Consider the following 17,937-nt stretch of genomic DNA (forward strand, 5'->3'; position numbering starts at 1 on the left):
TCAGAAACACTAACCGATACAGGAAACACCGTGAAAAACCTGAACTACCAACTCAAACAGCTCTGCCAGCGCAACCACGATGGCAGCTACGCCACCCGGCACAACCGGGAGCGCACCCTGACCTTGATCGCCGACCAGCTGCACGCACTGGGTTATCGCAGGATGAGCCCGCAGTCGCTAAAACCGAAGCACATTGAGGCGCTGGTTGCCCGCTGGCAGGCTGAGGCACTGGCCATCGGTACGATCAAGAACCGCATGTCGGCGCTGCGCTGGTGGGCCGAGAAAGTGAACAAGCCCAGCGTGATTGCCCACAGTAACGACCACTACGGTATTCCAGATCGGCAGCGGGTCACCGGTGTGTCAAAAGCCCAGCAGCTGGGAAGTGAGGCACTGGAGCGGGTGCGCGACCCGCACGTGCGCATGAGCCTGGAGTTGCAGCGCGCCTTCGGCCTGCGCCGGGAAGAGGCCATCAAGTTCCAGCCGCACTATGCCGATCGCGGCGATCACCTGCTGCTGAAGGCCAGCTGGACCAAAGGCGGCAAGGCCCGGATGATTCCCCTCCTGAGCCCCGCACAACGGGCACTGCTCACCCGCGCGCATCAACTGGCGGGGCGGGGGTCCCTGATTCCCTTGGATCGGGATTACCGTCAACAGCTGCGGGTCTATGAACGCCATACCGCAAACGCGGGGCTGAGCCGGATGCACGGCCTGCGTCATGCCTATGCCCAGGAACGCTATGCGTCTTTGACCGGGCGTCTGGCACCCGCCGCCGGTGGGCCGTCAGTGGCGACCCTGTCGCCGGCTGAACGACAGCGGGACCAGGCGGTTCGCCAGCAGATCAGCCGCGAGCTCGGTCACGAGCGCATCCAGATCCTGAGTGTGTATTTATCTTAGTAAGCCGGGCGGCGACCGGGTTTCCGGTAGTGCAGGGCGGCCTTACTCGCGATCATCGGCATCCTCCTTGAACAACCCGGTACTGACTATGCCTATGATCATCTCCCCGCCACACCGTTGCGCCGCCCTGACGGGTCTGGCTGCCTCACTCTTGCTTCAATGCACACCCGTGAGCGCTCAGACCCTGATCGTGGATCGTTACACGGTGTTGGCCGCAACGCCAACAGCGACACAACAGGACCTGCTGGGTGGCATCGCCCGCATCACGTTCCCGATGGACGTGGTGACGGTCGGTGAGGCGCTGGCCACTGCACTGAACAGTTCCGGCTATCGCCTCGCGGTTGCACAGGGAACGGAAGACAGTCGGGATATTCTGTTACAGCTTCCTTTACCCGATGCACACCGTGCCCTCGGTCCGATGCCCTTGCGGATGGCGCTGCAAACCCTCGCCGGTCCCGCCTGGCGTCTGCTGGAAGATCCCCTGCACCGTCTGGTGGCATTCGAACGCTGCCCGGCACTGGCCGAGGAGCTCCCATCATGGTCGATGTGATGCTGGTGCTGATGTTGTTGGTGGCCGGACTGACGCTGGGGGAGGGCGATACCGACACCGCAGCGGAACCGCTGCGTTATCCAGCCGCGGCAGACGGAAAGGCGGACTCCACACCCTGCACCACGCTGTCCCCGCGGTTACGCAACCTTAGCAGCCAGGATGCCGTGGCGAACCCGAATCGCGACCAAGGCCAAGGTGATCCCGATGGGATCTAGCACAGGATCCTGGCGGCTCCTGATCGCGCTGCTTCCTGGTCTGCTAATGATGCAAGTCACGGCCGCCACTGTCCCCGCGACCGAATCCAGCACGTTGTCTCAATCTGAACAGGCGACTACCGAACTCACAGCTCTGGAGCGTGCGCGTGCCGAGCACTGGGCTCTCACGCCGCAGGAGTGGCAGCGGTACCAGCTGCTCATGAACGGTATTCGCGGCAGCATCAGTCCCACGACCCTGTCTCCCATCGAAGCCCTCGGAATCCATGCGCGCGATGCCAGCGAGCGGCGTCACTTTGCGGAGCGCTGGGCCGCCTTGATGGTAGAGGATGCGGAACGCATTCTGGCGTTCCAGCAGGCCTATGATGCCGCCATTGCCCGCCTCATTGGGGAACAGCCCCTGATCGACCGGGCGCGGCTCCCGGCCACGACGCCGCGCCAGGCTCCGCTTGCGAACACGGATCGGGTGCTGCTGTTTTTGCATCCCGAGTGCGCCGCCTGTGAGGCGGTGCTGGAACGCCTGCTGGCTCGTCTGGACACCCTCGCTGGTGTGGACATCTACCTGTCCGGTCTGAAGGAGGGTGATGAGACGACAATTCGGGACTGGGCGATGGCTCACGGTGTGCAACCCGACTGGGTGCGTCAGCGTAAGGTCACGTTGAACTTCGAGTCCGGTGCTTTAGCCAGGCTCGCCCCAGGGGAGGTGAATCTGCCCTATCTGTTGCGCCGTCGCGGTGAGCGCCTGACGCCACTCACCGGATCGGCTTTGTGAAGACACGCCTTACTGCGCTTGCCCCGCTGTTGCTGACGGTCGCTGGCTCAACGCTGGCGGCGGCACCTCTCGAGGATCTGCTCAAACCCGGTGGGCTGGAGGCGGCCATACCACCCGGCTACCGGCAGGTCGCGGCCGAGCGCAGTATCCCGCCTTCATTGTTCTATGCGATCGCGCTGACGGAAAGCGGCTACCGTACGCCAGCCACCAAGGGCCTGCGTCCCTGGCCCTGGACCCTGAACATCCGCGGCGAGGGCCACTATTATCCCTCCCAGCGTGCCGCGGCAACTGCGCTCTCGGCAACGCTGAGCGCCGGTGAGACCGGCGTGGATGTCGGCCTTATGCAGATCCATTGGCACTACCATCATGCGGCACTCGGTAACATCCGCACTGCGCTGGATCCTTACCACAACCTGCGGGTAGGCGCTGGCATTTTAGCGGAGTGCTATCGGCAGCGCGCCGACTGGTGGTCTGCCACCGGCTGTTACCACGCGCCCAACAATGACACCCTGGCCCAGCGCTACCAGGCGCGCGTGCAGCGCCACTGGCGCACTTTGCAGCAGGATCCCTGAGATGTCCCGCGGAGGAGCGTTCAATGTCCTGTGGATCCTGATCGCGCTGTTACCCCTGGGTGCCGGAGCGCAGCTGGTGACGCTGTATGATAACGGCCAGACCCATTCACTGGCACCTTTTTTGGGCGCTCTGGCATCCCCTCAAACTGAGCGGGGCGTCACTGTGGACACCACCTCATCGGTGCCAGCGTCACCCGACTTGGGCGCCGCCGACCCTGCCAGGCTACTGCCCCTGCGGTCACCAAGTCTATCGCCCGGCCCCGTGCACCACCAGCCTTTGCCTGCTCTCTATCAGGACACGCTATTACGCCCGGTCTTCTTGGTCGGTGCCGGTGCACGCTCGCGGGCCTGGCTGCAGCAACACCGTTCATTACTGCTGTCACTGGAGGCGGTGGGGCTGCTGGTTCAGGCCGAGACCTTGGAAGACCTGCAGACTATGGCCACGATTGCGCAGGGTCTGCCACTGCTGCCGGCTGCTGCCACCGATCTGGCAGAGACGCTGGAGCTGACCCATATCCCGGTGCTGATCTCCCGACGTGGCATCGAGCAGTGAGCGTCCGTCCCGTCGAGGCGCTGCTGCGCCCCCCGGTAGAACTTTGGTCGGCACTGGTGGCAACCGCCACCGGCAGTATCGCGCTGCTGGCACCCTGGGCCCTGATGATGCCTCCGGGGATTGCCAGCGCGGCGGCCGCCAGCCTGTTCTTACTGGCCGCGGTAAGGGCCCGTCAGGCCTGGCGGGTCCTGCGTTACCAGCGCAACATGCGCCGTCTGCCGGTGTACCGGATGCGGGCGGAGCGCATTCCCGTCAGCCGGCACAAGCTGTTTCTGGGGCGGGGCTTTCGCTGGACCCAGCGCCATACCCAGCGCCTGCGCGACACCCTGCGTCCCGAAGTGCAACACTATGTGCAACCAGGTGCGCTCTACCGCTGGGCGCGTCGCCGGGAAGTCGACTGGGAATCAACACCTATGTTAAAAACCCTCGCCGGGTGCCTGCGCCAACCGCGCTGGTGGAACCCCGTTAGACCGCAGCCCGCAGTGGGCGGCATGCCGGCCCTGCACGCGGTGGAGCCAGAGGAGGAAGATGCCTGGATGGATCTCGGTGAGCGGGTCGGTCACCTGCTCGTGCTGGGCACCACCCGGGTTGGCAAGACCCGTTTGGCAGAACTGCTGGTCACCCAGGATATCCACCGGGGCGATGTGGTGATCGTGTTTGATCCCAAGGGTGACGCGGATCTGCTGCGGCGCATCTATGCCGAGGCGCAGCGGGCCGGGCGCGCCGATGCATTCTATCTATTCCATCTCGGCTTCCCGGAGATATCCGCCCGCTACAACGCCATCGGCAGTTTTTCCAGGATCACTGAGGTGGCCACCCGTATCGCCAATCAGCTGCCCAGCGAGGGTAACTCCGCCGCGTTCAAGGAGTTCGCCTGGCGCTTCGTTAACATCGTCGCCCGAGCGTTGGTGGCACTGGAGCGACGACCGGACTATCAGCAAATCCGCCGCTATATCAATGACATTGAACCGCTCTTTGTCGAGTACGCCCGCCACTATCTCGCGGTGCACGGTCCAGAGGACTGGGCCGACGCCGTGGAGGATGTCGCCGCCAAAATCAGTGAACGCAACCTCGCGGCTGCGCTGCGGGGCCGGGACCGGGAGGCCATTGCGCTGATGCGCTATCTGCAAGCACAGGATCTCTATGATCCGGTGCTGGAAGGCCTGGTATCGGCCTTCAAGTACGACAAGACCTACTTCGACAAGATCGTGAGCTCCGTCGGACCTCTGATGGAAAAGCTCACCACCGGCTCAATTGCGGCCCTGATCTCACCGGACTACCTGGACGAACAGGACGCACGCCCCATCTTTGAGTGGCTGCAGATCATCCAGCGCAAAGGCATTGTTTACGTCGGCCTGGATGCGCTGACTGATACGACGGTCGCGAGCGCAGTTGGCAATGCGATGTTTGCCGACTTGGTCTCCGTGGCGGGCCACATCTATAAGCACGGCGTCCCAGGGGCGGAGGCCGGCACTGTGCCGACCATCTCCCTGCACGCCGATGAGTTCAACGAGCTCATTGGGGATGAGTTCGTGCCCCTACTCAATAAGGCGGGCGGAGCAGGGTTTCAGGTAACGGCGTATACCCAGACCTGGTCGGACGTCGAGGCGCGTATCGGTAACCGGGCCAAGGCCGGCCAGGTGGCGGGTAACTTCAACACCCTGATCATGCTGCGGGTGAAGGAACTGGCCACGGCGGAGATGCTGACCGATCAGCTGCCGCGGGTTGAGGTGAACACGCTGATGAGCGTGTCGGGGGTGGACGACTCGGCCGATCCGGCCTCGGGCGTGGATTTCAAGTCCCGCAATGAGGATCGCATCAGTGTGTCGGAGGTCCCGATGCTCACGCCGGCCGATCTGGTTCGCTTGCCCAAGGGCCAGGCCTTTGCCTTGCTGGAAGGGGGGCGGTTGTGGAAACTGCGCATGCCGCTGCCCGATGACCGCGCCGATGCCGCGCTGCCCGTCAGCCTGGCCGCCATGGCGGAGGACATGCAGCGTCGCTATGTGACCAATGAGCACTGGTACCGCACCACCGAGCGCTGGTGGCATCCGGTAGCAGACACTGATAGTCCAACCCGCCACGAGACTCACAACCATGGCTGAGCGCGCCGGCGGCCCTCCTGCGCGGGAAGTCCAGCAGGGCGCACTGTCGAGGCTCTTCGCCCGCCTGAGCCAGGCAGTCAACTGGTTGCTGTTCGCGTTGGTATTCTCCATCGTGCTGGAATGGGTGGGCATGGTCTTCTGGTGGCCGGAAGAGGGGCTGCAGCACAGCCGCAAGATGCTGACCGCTGAACTTAGCTACCTGCAAGTGGATTTTCGGCGCAGTCTGGTGAGCGATGATCCGGCACGCTTTGCCCAGACGATGGCGGACAGAGCCTATCGTATCTTGTTTGAAATGACCCGGCTGGTGGATGTCATCGACTGGCTGGTAAGACCTCCCCAGACAGAAGAGGGCGGCCTGCGGGTCCGGCTGCACCAGTTATATCAGCCGCTTGCAGAATTCATCCTCGCCGCCCTGCAGATCACCCAGGTCTTCGCCCTGCGGGTGGCCATCCTAATACTCGCCACACCGGTGTTCCTGCTGTTTGGCACCGTGGCACTGGTCGATGGACTCGTGCGCCGTGACCTGCGCCGCTGGGGGGGAGGTCGTGAAAGCTCCTTTATCTATCACTGGTCCAAGCGCTCGGCGCTACCATTACTGGTTACGGCCTGGGTGGTCTATCTCGCCTTGCCATTCAGTCTCCATCCGAGTTGGGTGATCTTGCCCTTCGCCACACTATTCGCGCTCTGCATCGCTATCACTGCCAGCTCCTTCAAGAAATACCTGTAGGAAAAGCCCAGATCGGATAATCTAATTGTGGCTGTGATGCAGGCCATCGTGTGATGTCCAGGACAGGAGGATGTGCGAAGCTCTTCCGGACTTGCGGAACTATGCGCTACCCTTGGCTGTGGCGAGCCCATTTCTTTATGAAAAACGTGCTTCTCCGGCGAAGGGTCGCGCTGTTAAGGACGGATGCAGGTTTCTAGCGCCGTCCCTGCATTGCCAAGAAAGCTAGAATCAGTCCTTGGCTCTGGTCTCGTGGGAGAAGATAATCAGCATCACCCAACGAAAACTGGCCGAAAAATAATATGAGTCGTCGTAACAAAGGATTGCTTGGGGAGATGATAGATCTGTTACTGGTGGCTCCATGGTGGTGGAGCCCCATTGCAGCGGTGACAGTCTATGTTTGTCTTGGCACAGTGTTGCCGGCAACGATGCCATTAGATCATCCGTTTTTTTTCGCACTGAAGAGCGCACTGCCGACTCTTGCATGGGTTTTCGCAATTGTTCTTCTGATACCAGCGCCCTTTGCTTATCTCAATGGGCGAAGAAAACGGGCCCAGCTGGATAACCAAACAGGCCTCACCAGTATCTGCTTGTTGCCGTGGAAGCAGTTTGAGGAGTTGGTTGCGGAAGCTTACTACCGAAAGGGCTACACAGTTCGCGAAAACCCCAATCAGGGCCCTGATGGTGGTGTGGACATATGGATGGAAAGAGACGGCGAATCTCACATCGTGCAATGCAAACAGTGGAAAGCGCGCAAGATAGGCGTTCCAACCGTCCGCGAAATGTATGGGGTCATGGTTTCCGAGGGGGCGAATTCCGTCTCTATCGTAACCTCAGGCTCATTTACCCGCGACGCCAAGCGATTCTCGGAGGGCAAGCGAATTGAATTGGTGGATGGCCCCAAACTGGCCAATCTAGTGCGGGACGTGAGGACGAATTTAGGAAATATCAAAGACGAAAGCGGCCCGCATGACCCAGCGCCAGGGCTGCCTGCAACCCAAACTCCCGGCGCGTTGAAGTGCGCTCTCTGCGGAAGCGACCTGGTAACCAGAACGGCCAAGAAGGGAGCAAATACAGGGAAGCAGTTTTTGGGTTGTTCCAGTTTCCCAAAGTGTCGATACACAAGGGATGCGTAATATACAAATAGCGGTCTGTGGCGTAGCCACTAAAGAGTACGGGTTTCGTTGGGTAATTGCGATCTTCTTGTCAGTGTAAATCCATCAAGCAAAGGCTGCACCCACTCCGCGTCGTCAGTCGTCTGAACTGGTTACACAGACGGACAGGTCGCTTCTAAAAGCAAGGCAATACCCAGGCGAAACGCGCTTTCACGACATAACGGCCAACTTGGGGATGGCCTTTCGCGGTCAAAAGCAGACGTTCACTTTACGTTCAAATTCGCCGACCTCAGCGATTTTTTGCACAGGCGCAATGGAATGATTGGTTAGCCCAGGCGATATCATACGACAGCTAGCGCCTGGACGAACCTTCGCGCAACCTCAAGTTCTGGATCCGTTGCGAGGTCGCGTGTGAGGACCGCGTTTACCCATCGAGGTCCATGCCCACCCTCAGTCCGAACGTAACCTTCGAGCTCGCCGACCTCAACCACGTGGAGGCCACCAGCCTGTAGGTTTGACAGAAGCCGTTCGCACGCCCTTGAAGGGTCGCCAGATGGAACGAACGCTTTCCCGACAAGTTTGGCATGAGCCCAGGGTGAGGTGCGCTTAAGGACGGTTTTAATGTCGGCTTTAGTTTTCGCAGGGAATACAGGCGTAGTAACAGCCGAGAGCAGTTCTTGAATTTCCGCTTTTACTTCATCTGTAGTTAGATCGGGTTTCTTGCTGTCCACTGCGTTTTTAACTAATCGCCAATCGGGTTGTATTTCCGTCCAGTCAATGCCGAGAGCCTCAGCGATTGTCCTTAGGGGCTGCTCCTCAGATAAAACGTCAAAGTCGGCGACCGCTCGCACTGGTACATCAACTTCGCGAAGAGCCCGAATCACGACTGGAAGCCGAGCTTTTCCACCACAGTGTGTGAACATCAGATCTGGACGTTTTGCGTCTTCAGTGCTCCCTGACATTGTTGCGTCGAGAATCGCTGAGTAAAAACGACAGTCAGCATCAGCCTCACACACCACGACACTCTCATGAAAAAGGCCATCAAGAATGTTGGAGTAGCGCAGCAGCGGATCACCCCAAAGTTCTTTGATCCTCTCATTGCTCAACAAACGGACTGTGTTTGTTGAGCCACTTCGGCGAATTCGTATCACGCGTACATCAGGACTCTCGCTGTCGAGGACACCTCTCAGAATGTCCGTGCTGTGCGTTGCAATAAATAGCTGCCGTTCCTTGCTCCGGTCTTGAACAAGGGTAGTGCCCAACAAACGCGCTTGTGGTGGATGTAAAAACGCTTCAGGTTCATCTATTAAGACAATGCTCTCTCGCCCAACGGACGTTGCCAGTAGGACTCCCGCGAAGCTGCGCATACCATCACCTTGGGTATGCAGCGTTGGTAGTTCCTCCAATTTTTGAATGTAACTAATGCTGACCCGGTCTTCGTTGGCATTTGGCGTTGGTCGCTCTCCGATATGCATGGGGACTTGGCTCCCGGCATTACGATGAACAACAAGATCAACGCCAAAAGCTTTCCGAAACTTCGAACTCAGTCGGGATTCGAGTTTGTCGTCTCTTAGCAAGAAGTGGATCGGGTGGCTGGGGTTATCGCGCGCGAGCGCGATGTTTCCTGGTGGATTACAGATTTGAAGCCGTTCGTCGGCAGACAGTAAATGGCAGAACCAACGTGCCAATCCGCCTAGTACATTGTCTGAACGTTGCCACTCGCTGCGGGCTTGGTTCCGATTAAGTGCATGCCCAAGCGCTTGGTAGACTGGGTTGTCAGGAGGCGACTCCATTTGCCGGACAGTCCAACCCAATAGCCAACTGCTGAATTCTTCCACAGTGCCAGTTCGTTGAATCTGTAGACTCTGCAGGACTGGACTTATGTGAGAAGCGTTTTGTAATTTCTCTTTTATTGCACGAAGACCGGCACTTTTTCCGGCGTTATTTGGCCCGACGACGAGCACTACATCATTAGATGAAATTGGAACATCGGAACCGTCACTGAACGTGAGGCTACTGATTGCTACCCGTGGGGTCTGCGATTCGATCATGTTTAACTGATCCATAAGGGACTTTGATCCATAATGGGTTTTCGTCTGGTAAAACGGCGAGCACGTAGTGCGACGTCAGGCAGCCGATAGGCTGGGAATTGGTGGCGCTCGGTAGGCATTACAAGTCAATTTAGTTAACCGTAGATACGTCCGCGCACCAACAATGCTCACCGAGATATTAGACAGAACCCCTATTAGAAAACGTGAGTGCAACCAGAAACAAACAGCTATGCCAAACTTCAGCTTTGGGTCGGTAGCAGCCGATGACAATATCATAGGCTGAAGGGTAGCTGATAGGACGAAGGACGTATCTGAACCGCAGATGATCGTACACCGACAATCAATTCGGGACTAAGTTATTACGGTAAAGTGCATCGTCGGCTCAGTTTCTTTTAGTATCGTCTCTCATACCCTTGCCACTGCTTAGTGCACGTGCGCCCCCGAACACCACAAGCATCTAGTCTTTCCACAAACAATCGTGTCAAGCCTTGACCGGCTTGTTCGTGGCAATTCGAGCAGTGCTTGGTCACCATCTCCCCACACAACACTATGCGGGAAGACATTCTCATGACAAGCCACCGAATTACCACCGCCGCTCTGTTAGGACTGGCTTTCATCGTACCAGCCGCTTTGGCTGATACCGACGCGGAGCGCGCTACGCTCGCCCGCCTGCTCAACGAACTCGCGCAGCTCGAACCTCTGATCACGAGCAGCGAGGCAGAGGCAGACCCGGACGCCCGGATCCAGTTTCAGTACGATTGGCTGCGCCAGGATCTGGCGCGGGTGGGGGCTGGGATCCAGGCTCACCTCGATGGGCCGCGCAATGAACCGCGCTCGGCGCCGCCGCTGCGCGGCGACTACCGGCAATGATGTATGACGCCGACACAGACAGCCGCCTTCCAGGCCGGGTCGGGTACGACACCGACGTCCCTGTTACTCGCGATCGCCAGTGTCGTGCTGGTGCTCGCATTCGTCTGGGTGATCTGGGTCACCGTCGGCAGCTTTCGGGCCTGGCAGGAAGGTCAGATGAGTCTGTTCGATCTCCTGTGGGCGAGCCTACGTGCCAGCATCATCTTGCTGGTGCTCGGCTTCTACCTGCGCTGAGCCCGCCGATGCCACATCACCTTTGTCCCGTTCCCCCAACGGAACACAGTATCCGCGCATCGTCGCGCCATTTCGGAGAACGCACCATGACCATCCCTCATAACACCTCGCGGTTTGCCACCCTGACGGCCCTCGCCTACCTGGCGCACCCATCTGCCTGGGCGGTATTGCCCACCCCAGTGGCACCCAGTACCGCGCCGGCGGCGGGCGACTGGATTGGCCTGATCGAAGGCTATATCAAGGACGGTGGCTTGGTCCTTGGCCTGGCGATTGCCGTCCTCGGCTTTCTCTGGGTGGCTTACCTCGCCTTCGCCAAGTTCAATGAAGCCCGTCAGGGCAAGGCCGAATGGGCCGAAGTGGGTGTGCTAGGGATTGTGGGCGCGATCGTCCTGATCTTCGCGAGCTATCTCCTTACTGAAGCGGCTGGGGTCATCTGAGTGGGTCCGCTGGATACCCAGGAGATCCTTGCTGACCGGCTCAATGCAGAGCCGGTCATTTTCCGGGGGTGCTCCGCCAGCGAGCTGGGCGTCATCGTCGCATTGGCCGCCGCTGTCTGGTTGCCACTGAGTCTGCTGCTGGCCTGGCTCGGCGGGGCCGTGACCATGGGCTTTGGCATTGCCGGGATCGGTATTGTCGCCACGGTCCTGGGCATCGCCAGCCTCTTTCAGCGCCTCAAACGCAACCGCCCCGATGGCTACTACCAGCAGCGCTGTGCGCTGTGGCTGGATGACAAAGGTCTCAAGCGCTCACCGTTTATCAACCGCAGCGGTACCTGGGATATCGGCAGGAGAGGGCATGTCACGCTACCGCTTCGCCATCGATAATGCCCGGGCTCACCTGCGCTCCCTGTGGCTGGTGATCGGCCTGCAGATAACGGTGATCGCGGGTCTGTGTTACGGCTGGAGCCAGGCGCCCGAACACCTCACGGTGCATATCCCGCCGGATCTGCGCTCCGGCGCCGCGCAGCACCACACGGCGGTTCCCGCCGCGACGGTGTATGCGTTTGCGTTCTACATCTTTCAGCAGCTCAACCGCTGGCCAGAGGATGGCAGCCGGGATTACGGCCACGCCATTTTCAGGATCGCCCCCTATGTGACACCCCGCCACCGCGAAGAACTGCTGGCCAATCTGGACGAGAAGGGGCGCCGTGGCGAACTGGCTTACCGGGTGCGGGCGCTGCAGGGCATCCCCGGTCTGGGCTATTCCGAAAACCGGGTCGATATTCTGGATGCCCAGACCTGGCAGGTCTGGCTGGATCTCGAACTGCTGGAATCCGTCAAGGGCATGACCGTCAAACGCAGCCGGATCCGCTATCCGCTGCGGGTCGTGCGCTATGCGGTGGACCCGGAGACCAATCCCTGGGGCCTGGCCCTGGATGGCTTTGGGCCCGATGGGCCACGCCGCCTCACCGAAGCCGATCTTGTAGGGGAGGACAGTACCCATGCAACGCAATAACCGTACCGATTTATCCATCGTTTGCACCCTGATTATCCCAGCAGCCGCTTGGCTGTCCGGACTCCTTTTTTTGAGCGCGAGCGCAACTGCGGCACTCGAATCCACCGAGCGTATCGTCTGGCGCAAAATCCCGATCACGCTGGATCTCGGAGTAGGGCAGGAACGCCTGGTCCACTTCCCGAGTCCCGTGAGCGTTGGCCTTCCCGAACACCTGCAGGGTCGGCTGCGCATCCAAAGCAGTGCGGGTACCGTGTACTGGCTGGCCCAACATCCCTTTCCGCCGACCCGGATTCTGGTGCGGGCCACCGACGATAGTCAGGTCTATCTGCTGGATGTGGCCGCGCCTCTGCAGGGCGGCAGCACGAGTCCGGTGGAGATTGCGCTACCGCGTCAGCCCCCGGTGGCATCCACCGAACCTGTACCCGCAGGGCCGTCAACGCACGGTTACGTCAGTCTGACCCGTTTTGCCGCCCAGCAACTCTATGCGCCCCAGCGCCTGCAGACCCCCTTACCGGGCGCCGTCCGGGTGCCGGTCCCTGCAAAACCGGTGGCCTTGGTCCGTGGCGGCGCTGTGGTGGCCGTGCCCCTGGCGAGCTGGCGTAGTGGGCCCCGGTATGTCACGGCGGTCAAACTGACCAACACCAGCCCCCAGGCACAGGAGCTGCTCGCTCAGGGCTTGCGGGGGGAGTGGCTCGCCGCGACCTTTCAGCACCACCGGCTGCTGCCCGCGGGCGATGAGGCGGACCACACGGTGGTGTACCTGATTTCCGACCGCCCATTCAGCGGCCTTTTTTAGGGGAATCCGTCCATGTCCCATGCCATCTCCAACCGCCTGCTGCCTCTGCTCGCCACCCTGGTGGTGCTGGTACTGATCGTGGTCAGCCTCCAAACCTGTTCGGGCGACAGTGATAGTGGCCTGCTACTGACTGGTGTGCCAAGCGCCCCCGCGCCTGATGCCGACACGCCCGCGGACACCATCAAAACCCTGACCGCCAACGTGGCTGCGATGACCTCGGCCGTTACCGCGCTGCGCCAGGACAACGTGGCACTGCGCAAGGAGAACCAGACCCTGATCAACAGCCGCAGCCAGATCGAAGAGAACGTGGCGGTCCGCCTGCGCAAGGAGCTGCGCGCCAGTGAACAAGATGCGCAGAATCAGGCCCGCCAGGACTCGAGTGTCCTGCAATCTCTCACCCAGCGTGTCGACACCCTGGCTGCCTCTCTTAATGAATTCCAGAATGCACAGCCCGATCAGGCCATGCCGGTTGGCCTGGGCCTGGAGGGGTTTCAGGGGCCCGGCGGTATTCCAGCAACAGAATCTGCGCTGGTCTGGATCGCGCCGCTGGAGGGTGAACAAGGCCCTGCCACCTCTGACACGTTCGCCGGCGTGCGCCAGTCAGCGACGGGCTATCTGACGGACGCCCGCCGCAGTGGCGGTGAGCTGGTCACCCAGACCCGGGAGCGGGTGGAGGCGCAACAGGACAGGCCCGTCTATACCGTGCCCCGCAATGCCACGCTGATGGGATCGACCGCTATGACCGCCTTGGTGGGGCGTATCCCCCTACGCGGCCAGGTACAGGATCCGATGCCGTTTAAGATCATCACCGGTGCGGACAACCTGGCCGCCAACGGTCTTACCGTCCCCGGCGTCCAGGGCATGATCTGGAGCGGTACCGCGGTCGGTGACTGGACGCTCTCCTGCGTATCCGGCCGTCTGGAAGCGGTCACCTTCGTCTTTGATGACGGCACCATCCGCACTGTGGCCAGCGACGACGGCCAGGGGCAGGATGGTCAGGATGAGCCGCTGGGCTGGATTTCAGACGCCCAGGGCATTCCCTGCATTAGCGGTGACCGCAAGAGCAACGCTACCGCCTTTCTGGCCCAGCGCATCGGCGTGCAGGCCGTGCAGGCGGCAGGTGATGCCGCCGCCGCGGCTGAAAGCACCTCGGTGATCACCAGCGCCGGTGGCATTACCGGGGGCGTTACCGGTGATGTCGGCGCCTATGTGTTGGGCAAAACCGTTGCCGGGGGTAGCGATGAGCTGGCCCAGTGGCTGCTCGAACGCCAGTCGCAGAGTTTTGACGCCGTGTTTGTCCCCGCCGGCGTTGCCGTGGCGATCCACGTGGATCGCGCCATTCCTATCGATTTCGAACCCCAGGGCAGGAAGCTACGCCATGCATCCCCGTATTCCAGCGATGATCCGCACACTCTCGATTAGCCTGCTGCTGGCCGGCTGTGCCAGTAGTAAGGATACCATCCTGCCCCAGGATGGCCCCACCATGCGTGAAATCTACAATGCTCACGTGCGGACCAGCGAAGGGGAGGACCGGCGTACCCGTCTGCCGACAGCGGGTCTGCGGGCGCCAGGACATCATCTGTCCGACCTCGGTACAGCGGCGCAAGCAGACTATGAAGCGTTGAGCGCCCGTTTTACGCGGGTAGCCAATCCCACCCTGGTGATGTACATCTTTCCACACCTGGCGGGTGTGCACCGGGTACCGGTGCCCGGCTACAGCACGGTGTTTCCATTGTATGAGCGGGTGGAATACGCCCTGCCGGGCGAGCACACACAGGAGAGCCCATGACTGCCTATCCAACCCCACCGGACACACCACCCAACACCGAGGGCGCGAATCGTGCAGGTTCAGCCCCGCCGCGGCCCATGCGTCAGCGCGACGTGCAGGCGCTCTATGAGCGTCCACCCTCCTTTACGCCCTTTTTACCCTGGGTGGAATACCTGCCGGACAGCCAGTGTTTTTTACTCGAAGACGGGATCAGCGTCGGCGCCTTGTTTGACCTGACCCCGGTCGGCACGGAAGCGCGGACCGGGCCGTTCATGGTGGCCCTACGCGATGCGATTCAGACGGCGCTCAGCGAGGCGCTGCCGGAAGTCGATGATGCGCCCTGGGTGCTGCAGCTCTATGTCCAGGATGAACCCAGTCTCGACAGTCTGCTCCAGTCGCTGCGGCAATACCCCGCCGCACCCATCCGCGAGCACAGCTACACGCGCATGTTTCAGGACCTGATGCAGAGCCACTGTGCCCGCCTGTGCACACCGGGCGGACTGTTTGTCGATACCGCGCTCACCGGTGGTGCCTGGCGGGGGCAGATACGGCGGGTGCGGGCCGTGCTGTACCGGCGTCTGCCCACCCGTCATCGCCCGACCAACCCTTACACGGCGGAGGCGGATCTTAACCAGGTCGCTACCCAGCTCACCGCGGCGCTGGCCGCCGCAGGCATTGCCACCCGACGCAGTTCAGGCGTGGATCTGTATCGCTGGCTGCTGCCCTGGTTCAACCCGGCCGCGGCCTCAAACAAGGGCACCGCCGAGATACTGGATGCGTTAGCCGCTGAGACGGCGGATGCGGAGCTGCCCTACGGGCATGACTTTGCTGAAGCGCTGACCCTGTCGCTGCCGTATTCGGACGCGACGTCTGGCACCTGGTGGTTCGATGGGCTCCCCCATACGGTGGTCAGCATTCAGGGCTTGCGCCGGGCACCCGAAATTGGCCACATGACCGCCGAGCGTAGCGCGGGCGATCACCTGTTCTCCGTCTTTGACCGTCTGCCCGAACACACCGTGATGGTGCTGACCTTGACCGCCAAACCCCAGGACGCCACCCGCAATCACGTGTCCCTGGTCAAGCGCGCCGCGGTGGGGGATTCCGCCGATGCCGCACTGACCCGGGAGGATGCGGGCCGGGTGGAGCGGGAAATGGCATCGGGCAACAAGCTCTATCCCCTGGGAATGGCCTTCTATGTTCGCGGCAATACCCCCGCGCTCCTGCAGGAGCAGGTCAACCAGCTGCACGCGCTGCTGCTGGCCAACGGCCTGCAGCCGATCGGTCGCGAGGGCGATCTGTTGGGGCTGGACAGCTACCTGCGCAACCTGCCCATGGCCTACGATCCGGCCTTTGACCGCAAAAGCCGGCGCTCGCGGCTGGTGTTTTCAAAACACATCGCCAACCTGTTGCCCGTCTACGGACGCTCCCGGGGGACCGGCCATCCTGGCCTGGTGTTTTTCAACCGGGGCGCGGAGCCCCTGGTGTTTGATCCCCTGCACCCGGACGATCGCAAGAAAAATGCCCACATGCTCATTCTGGGCCCCACCGGGGCGGGCAAGTCAGCCCTGCTGGTCTATCTGTTGCAGCAGATGATGGCGGTGCACCGGCCCCGGATGTTCATTCTCGAGGCGGGGGGCTCCTTTGGCCTGCTGGCGCAGCACTTTGCCAGCCACGCTATCAGCGTCAACCAGGTCACTTTAAACCCCGGCTCCGATGTCAGTCTGCCGCCCTTCGCCGATGCCCTAACACTGCTGGAGAAGGACCGGCGCGCCCGCCTGGTCACAGATCCCGAGTTGCTGCCGGTCGATGAGGAGGAGGGCGAGGAGGGCACCGGGCGCGATATGTTAGGGGAAATGGAAATTGCCGCCCGGATCATGATCACCGGCGGTGATGAGCGCGAGGATGCCCGCATGACCCGGGCCGATCGCCTGTTAGTGCGCAATGCGATCCTGTTGGCAGCCAAAACCGTGGCCGGGCGTAAGGGCGAGCAGGTGCTGACCCGCGATGTCGTGGCGGCCCTGAAAACCCTGGGTCAGGAGCCCACGCTGCCCGACCATCGGCGTCACCGCGCCACGGAAATGGCGGACGGTATGGCGCTGTTCTGCTCCGGACTGGCGGGCGAGTTCTTTGACCGGCCGGGTTCTCCCTGGCCCGACGTGGATGTCACCCTGGTGGAGATGGGTCTGTTGGCGCGGGAGGGCTATGAGGATCAGTTGACGGTGGCCTACACGGCCATGATGAGCCACATCAACCAGCTGGTGGAGCGCCACCAGAGTGACGGTCGCCCGACCCTGGTGGTGACGGATGAAGGCCACATCATTACCACCAATCCGCTGCTGGCCCGCTATGTCGTCAAAATCACTAAAATGTGGCGCAAGCTCGGGGCCTGGTTCTGGATCGCGACCCAGAACCTGGAGGACTTCCCGGACGCCTCGCGGCGCATGCTCAACATGATGGAGTGGTGGCTGTGCCTGGTCATGCCCAAGGAGGAGGTGGAGCAGATCGCCCGCTTCCGGGACCTCACCGCAGAGCAGCGCAGTCTTCTATTGTCGGCCCGCAAGGAACCCGGCAAGTTCGTTGAGGGCGTGGTCCTGTCCGACCAGCTGGAAGGGCTGTTCCGCAACGTGCCACCGCCGCTGTCGCTGGCGCTCGCCATGACTGAAAAACACGAGAAAGCCGAACGGGCACGCCTGATGCGCGAGCACGGCTGTTCCGAACTGGAGGCCGCCTACCTCGTGGCCGAACGCCTGGAGGCCCAGCGTGCGAGTTAACGCCTCACCTCACGTGTCGAGCCTCAGGCGTAAGGGTATCCGGCGCGGCCCCATTGCTGGCCTTTTAGCGATCCTGGTTTCCAGCCCGCCCAGTGCCGCGGAGCCGCCGTATCAGGTCGAGCTGTTTACCACCTCTGCCCACCAAACCCCGATGCATCACGACGCGGCGGGACAGGATTTTCAGCTGACGGTCTACTATCTGGATGGCCTCGCGCAACTGAATGCTACCTTGTCCCACCAGTTGCCCCCAAGCCCAGCCAAGGCGAAGGCGACGGCGGCAGCCCGACTCGGTGCGCTGACCCAGAGCCAGCAGGCGCAGCTGCAGACAACCGCCATGGGCCTCCTTGCTGCACGTCGGTACGGGCTGCAGCGCTATCCGGCGATCGTGATTAACGGCGAGGCGGTGACCTATGGTTTCACCGACCCCGTGAAGGCCATCGACCGCTATAAAGCCTGGCGCGCCCGGGAGCGGTCATGAAAACCGCCATCCTGATCGCG

General features: G+C 61.4%; 20 protein-coding genes. 19 read left to right on the forward strand and 1 reads right to left on the reverse strand.

The window, feature by feature from the left end:
- Nucleotides 1-30: 30 nt before the first annotated feature.
- The 9 genes from CWI75_RS07975 to CWI75_RS08015 all read left to right on the forward strand — a co-directional run bounded on the left by CWI75_RS07975 (nt 31) and on the right by CWI75_RS08015 (nt 7,515).
- Complete coding sequence (locus tag CWI75_RS07975; RefSeq protein WP_101520929.1) at nt 31-894, forward strand: phage integrase N-terminal domain-containing protein; 864 nt, start codon at nt 31-33, stop codon at nt 892-894.
- Between the two features lie 169 nt (nt 895-1,063).
- Nucleotides 1,064-1,444, forward strand: coding sequence for a PFGI-1 class ICE element type IV pilus protein PilL2 (gene pilL2, locus CWI75_RS07980; protein ID WP_206604662.1), 381 nt, complete (start codon nt 1,064-1,066; stop codon nt 1,442-1,444).
- Nucleotides 1,432-1,659 (forward strand): hypothetical protein, encoded by a 228-nt coding sequence (locus CWI75_RS07985; protein WP_101520931.1) that lies wholly within the window; start codon nt 1,432-1,434, stop codon nt 1,657-1,659. The genes pilL2 and CWI75_RS07985 overlap by 13 nt, the downstream gene beginning before the upstream one ends.
- Nucleotides 1,660-1,705: 46 nt before the next feature.
- Nucleotides 1,706-2,428: a TIGR03759 family integrating conjugative element protein gene (locus CWI75_RS07990; RefSeq protein ID WP_162300024.1), complete on the forward strand. Its 723-nt coding sequence runs from the start codon at nt 1,706-1,708 to the stop codon at nt 2,426-2,428.
- Entirely contained in the window at nt 2,425-3,000 is a 576-nt protein-coding gene (locus tag CWI75_RS07995; RefSeq protein WP_162300025.1) for a lytic transglycosylase domain-containing protein, read from the forward strand. The genes CWI75_RS07990 and CWI75_RS07995 overlap by 4 nt, the downstream gene beginning before the upstream one ends.
- Before the next feature lies 1 nt (nt 3,001).
- Nucleotides 3,002-3,553 carry a PFL_4695 family integrating conjugative element protein gene (locus CWI75_RS08000; RefSeq protein ID WP_162300026.1) on the forward strand — a complete coding sequence of 184 codons (552 nt, stop codon included), beginning with the start codon at nt 3,002-3,004 and terminating at the stop codon, nt 3,551-3,553.
- Nucleotides 3,550-5,655, forward strand: coding sequence for a type IV conjugative transfer system coupling protein TraD (gene traD / locus CWI75_RS08005; RefSeq protein ID WP_101520935.1), 2,106 nt, complete (start codon nt 3,550-3,552; stop codon nt 5,653-5,655). The genes CWI75_RS08000 and traD overlap by 4 nt, the downstream gene beginning before the upstream one ends.
- Nucleotides 5,648-6,382, forward strand: coding sequence for a TIGR03747 family integrating conjugative element membrane protein (locus tag CWI75_RS08010; RefSeq protein ID WP_101520936.1), 735 nt, complete (start codon nt 5,648-5,650; stop codon nt 6,380-6,382). Before traD ends, CWI75_RS08010 begins: the two co-directional genes overlap by 8 nt.
- Nucleotides 6,383-6,714: 332 nt before the next feature.
- Nucleotides 6,715-7,515 (forward strand): restriction endonuclease, encoded by an 801-nt coding sequence (locus tag CWI75_RS08015; RefSeq protein ID WP_101520937.1) that lies wholly within the window; start codon nt 6,715-6,717, stop codon nt 7,513-7,515.
- A gap of 320 nt (nt 7,516-7,835) precedes the next feature.
- Here the strand turns inward: CWI75_RS08015 and CWI75_RS08020 are convergent, their stop codons facing one another.
- Nucleotides 7,836-9,545 carry an ATP-dependent nuclease gene (locus CWI75_RS08020; RefSeq protein ID WP_162300027.1) on the reverse strand — a complete coding sequence of 570 codons (1,710 nt, stop codon included), beginning with the start codon at nt 9,543-9,545 and terminating at the stop codon, nt 7,836-7,838.
- A gap of 567 nt (nt 9,546-10,112) precedes the next feature.
- Here CWI75_RS08020 and CWI75_RS08025 point away from each other — a divergent pair.
- The 10 genes from CWI75_RS08025 to CWI75_RS08070 all read left to right on the forward strand — a co-directional run bounded on the left by CWI75_RS08025 (nt 10,113) and on the right by CWI75_RS08070 (nt 17,917).
- Nucleotides 10,113-10,415, forward strand: coding sequence for an integrative conjugative element protein, RAQPRD family (locus tag CWI75_RS08025; protein WP_101520939.1), 303 nt, complete (start codon nt 10,113-10,115; stop codon nt 10,413-10,415).
- Nucleotides 10,416-10,418: 3 nt separating this feature from the next.
- On the forward strand, nt 10,419-10,649 hold the full coding sequence (locus tag CWI75_RS08030) for a TIGR03758 family integrating conjugative element protein (RefSeq protein WP_101520940.1): 231 nt from the start codon (nt 10,419-10,421) through the stop codon (nt 10,647-10,649).
- Nucleotides 10,650-10,735: 86 nt separating this feature from the next.
- Nucleotides 10,736-11,086, forward strand: a complete 351-nt coding sequence (locus tag CWI75_RS08035; RefSeq protein WP_241521124.1) for a TIGR03745 family integrating conjugative element membrane protein — start codon at nt 10,736-10,738, stop codon at nt 11,084-11,086.
- Nucleotides 11,087-11,473 (forward strand): TIGR03750 family conjugal transfer protein, encoded by a 387-nt coding sequence (locus CWI75_RS08040; protein ID WP_241521125.1) that lies wholly within the window; start codon nt 11,087-11,089, stop codon nt 11,471-11,473.
- Entirely contained in the window at nt 11,445-12,104 is a 660-nt protein-coding gene (locus CWI75_RS08045; protein ID WP_101520941.1) for a PFL_4703 family integrating conjugative element protein, read from the forward strand. Before CWI75_RS08040 ends, CWI75_RS08045 begins: the two co-directional genes overlap by 29 nt.
- A 70-nt stretch (nt 12,105-12,174) precedes the next feature.
- On the forward strand, nt 12,175-12,900 hold the full coding sequence (locus tag CWI75_RS08050) for a TIGR03749 family integrating conjugative element protein (RefSeq protein ID WP_241521126.1): 726 nt from the start codon (nt 12,175-12,177) through the stop codon (nt 12,898-12,900).
- Nucleotides 12,901-12,912: 12 nt separating this feature from the next.
- On the forward strand, nt 12,913-14,322 hold the full coding sequence (locus CWI75_RS08055) for a TIGR03752 family integrating conjugative element protein (protein WP_101520943.1): 1,410 nt from the start codon (nt 12,913-12,915) through the stop codon (nt 14,320-14,322).
- Nucleotides 14,279-14,689 carry a TIGR03751 family conjugal transfer lipoprotein gene (locus tag CWI75_RS08060; RefSeq protein ID WP_206604663.1) on the forward strand — a complete coding sequence of 137 codons (411 nt, stop codon included), beginning with the start codon at nt 14,279-14,281 and terminating at the stop codon, nt 14,687-14,689. Before CWI75_RS08055 ends, CWI75_RS08060 begins: the two co-directional genes overlap by 44 nt.
- Nucleotides 14,686-17,439, forward strand: coding sequence for a conjugative transfer ATPase (locus tag CWI75_RS08065; RefSeq protein ID WP_241521127.1), 2,754 nt, complete (start codon nt 14,686-14,688; stop codon nt 17,437-17,439). The genes CWI75_RS08060 and CWI75_RS08065 overlap by 4 nt, the downstream gene beginning before the upstream one ends.
- Nucleotides 17,429-17,917 (forward strand): TIGR03757 family integrating conjugative element protein, encoded by a 489-nt coding sequence (locus CWI75_RS08070; RefSeq protein ID WP_146003563.1) that lies wholly within the window; start codon nt 17,429-17,431, stop codon nt 17,915-17,917. The genes CWI75_RS08065 and CWI75_RS08070 overlap by 11 nt, the downstream gene beginning before the upstream one ends.
- The last annotated feature ends 20 nt before the right edge of the window (nt 17,918-17,937 follow it).

It is taken from the genome of Kineobactrum sediminis (genome assembly GCF_002868715.1).
GTDB lineage: Bacteria > Pseudomonadota > Gammaproteobacteria > Pseudomonadales > Halieaceae > Kineobactrum > Kineobactrum sediminis.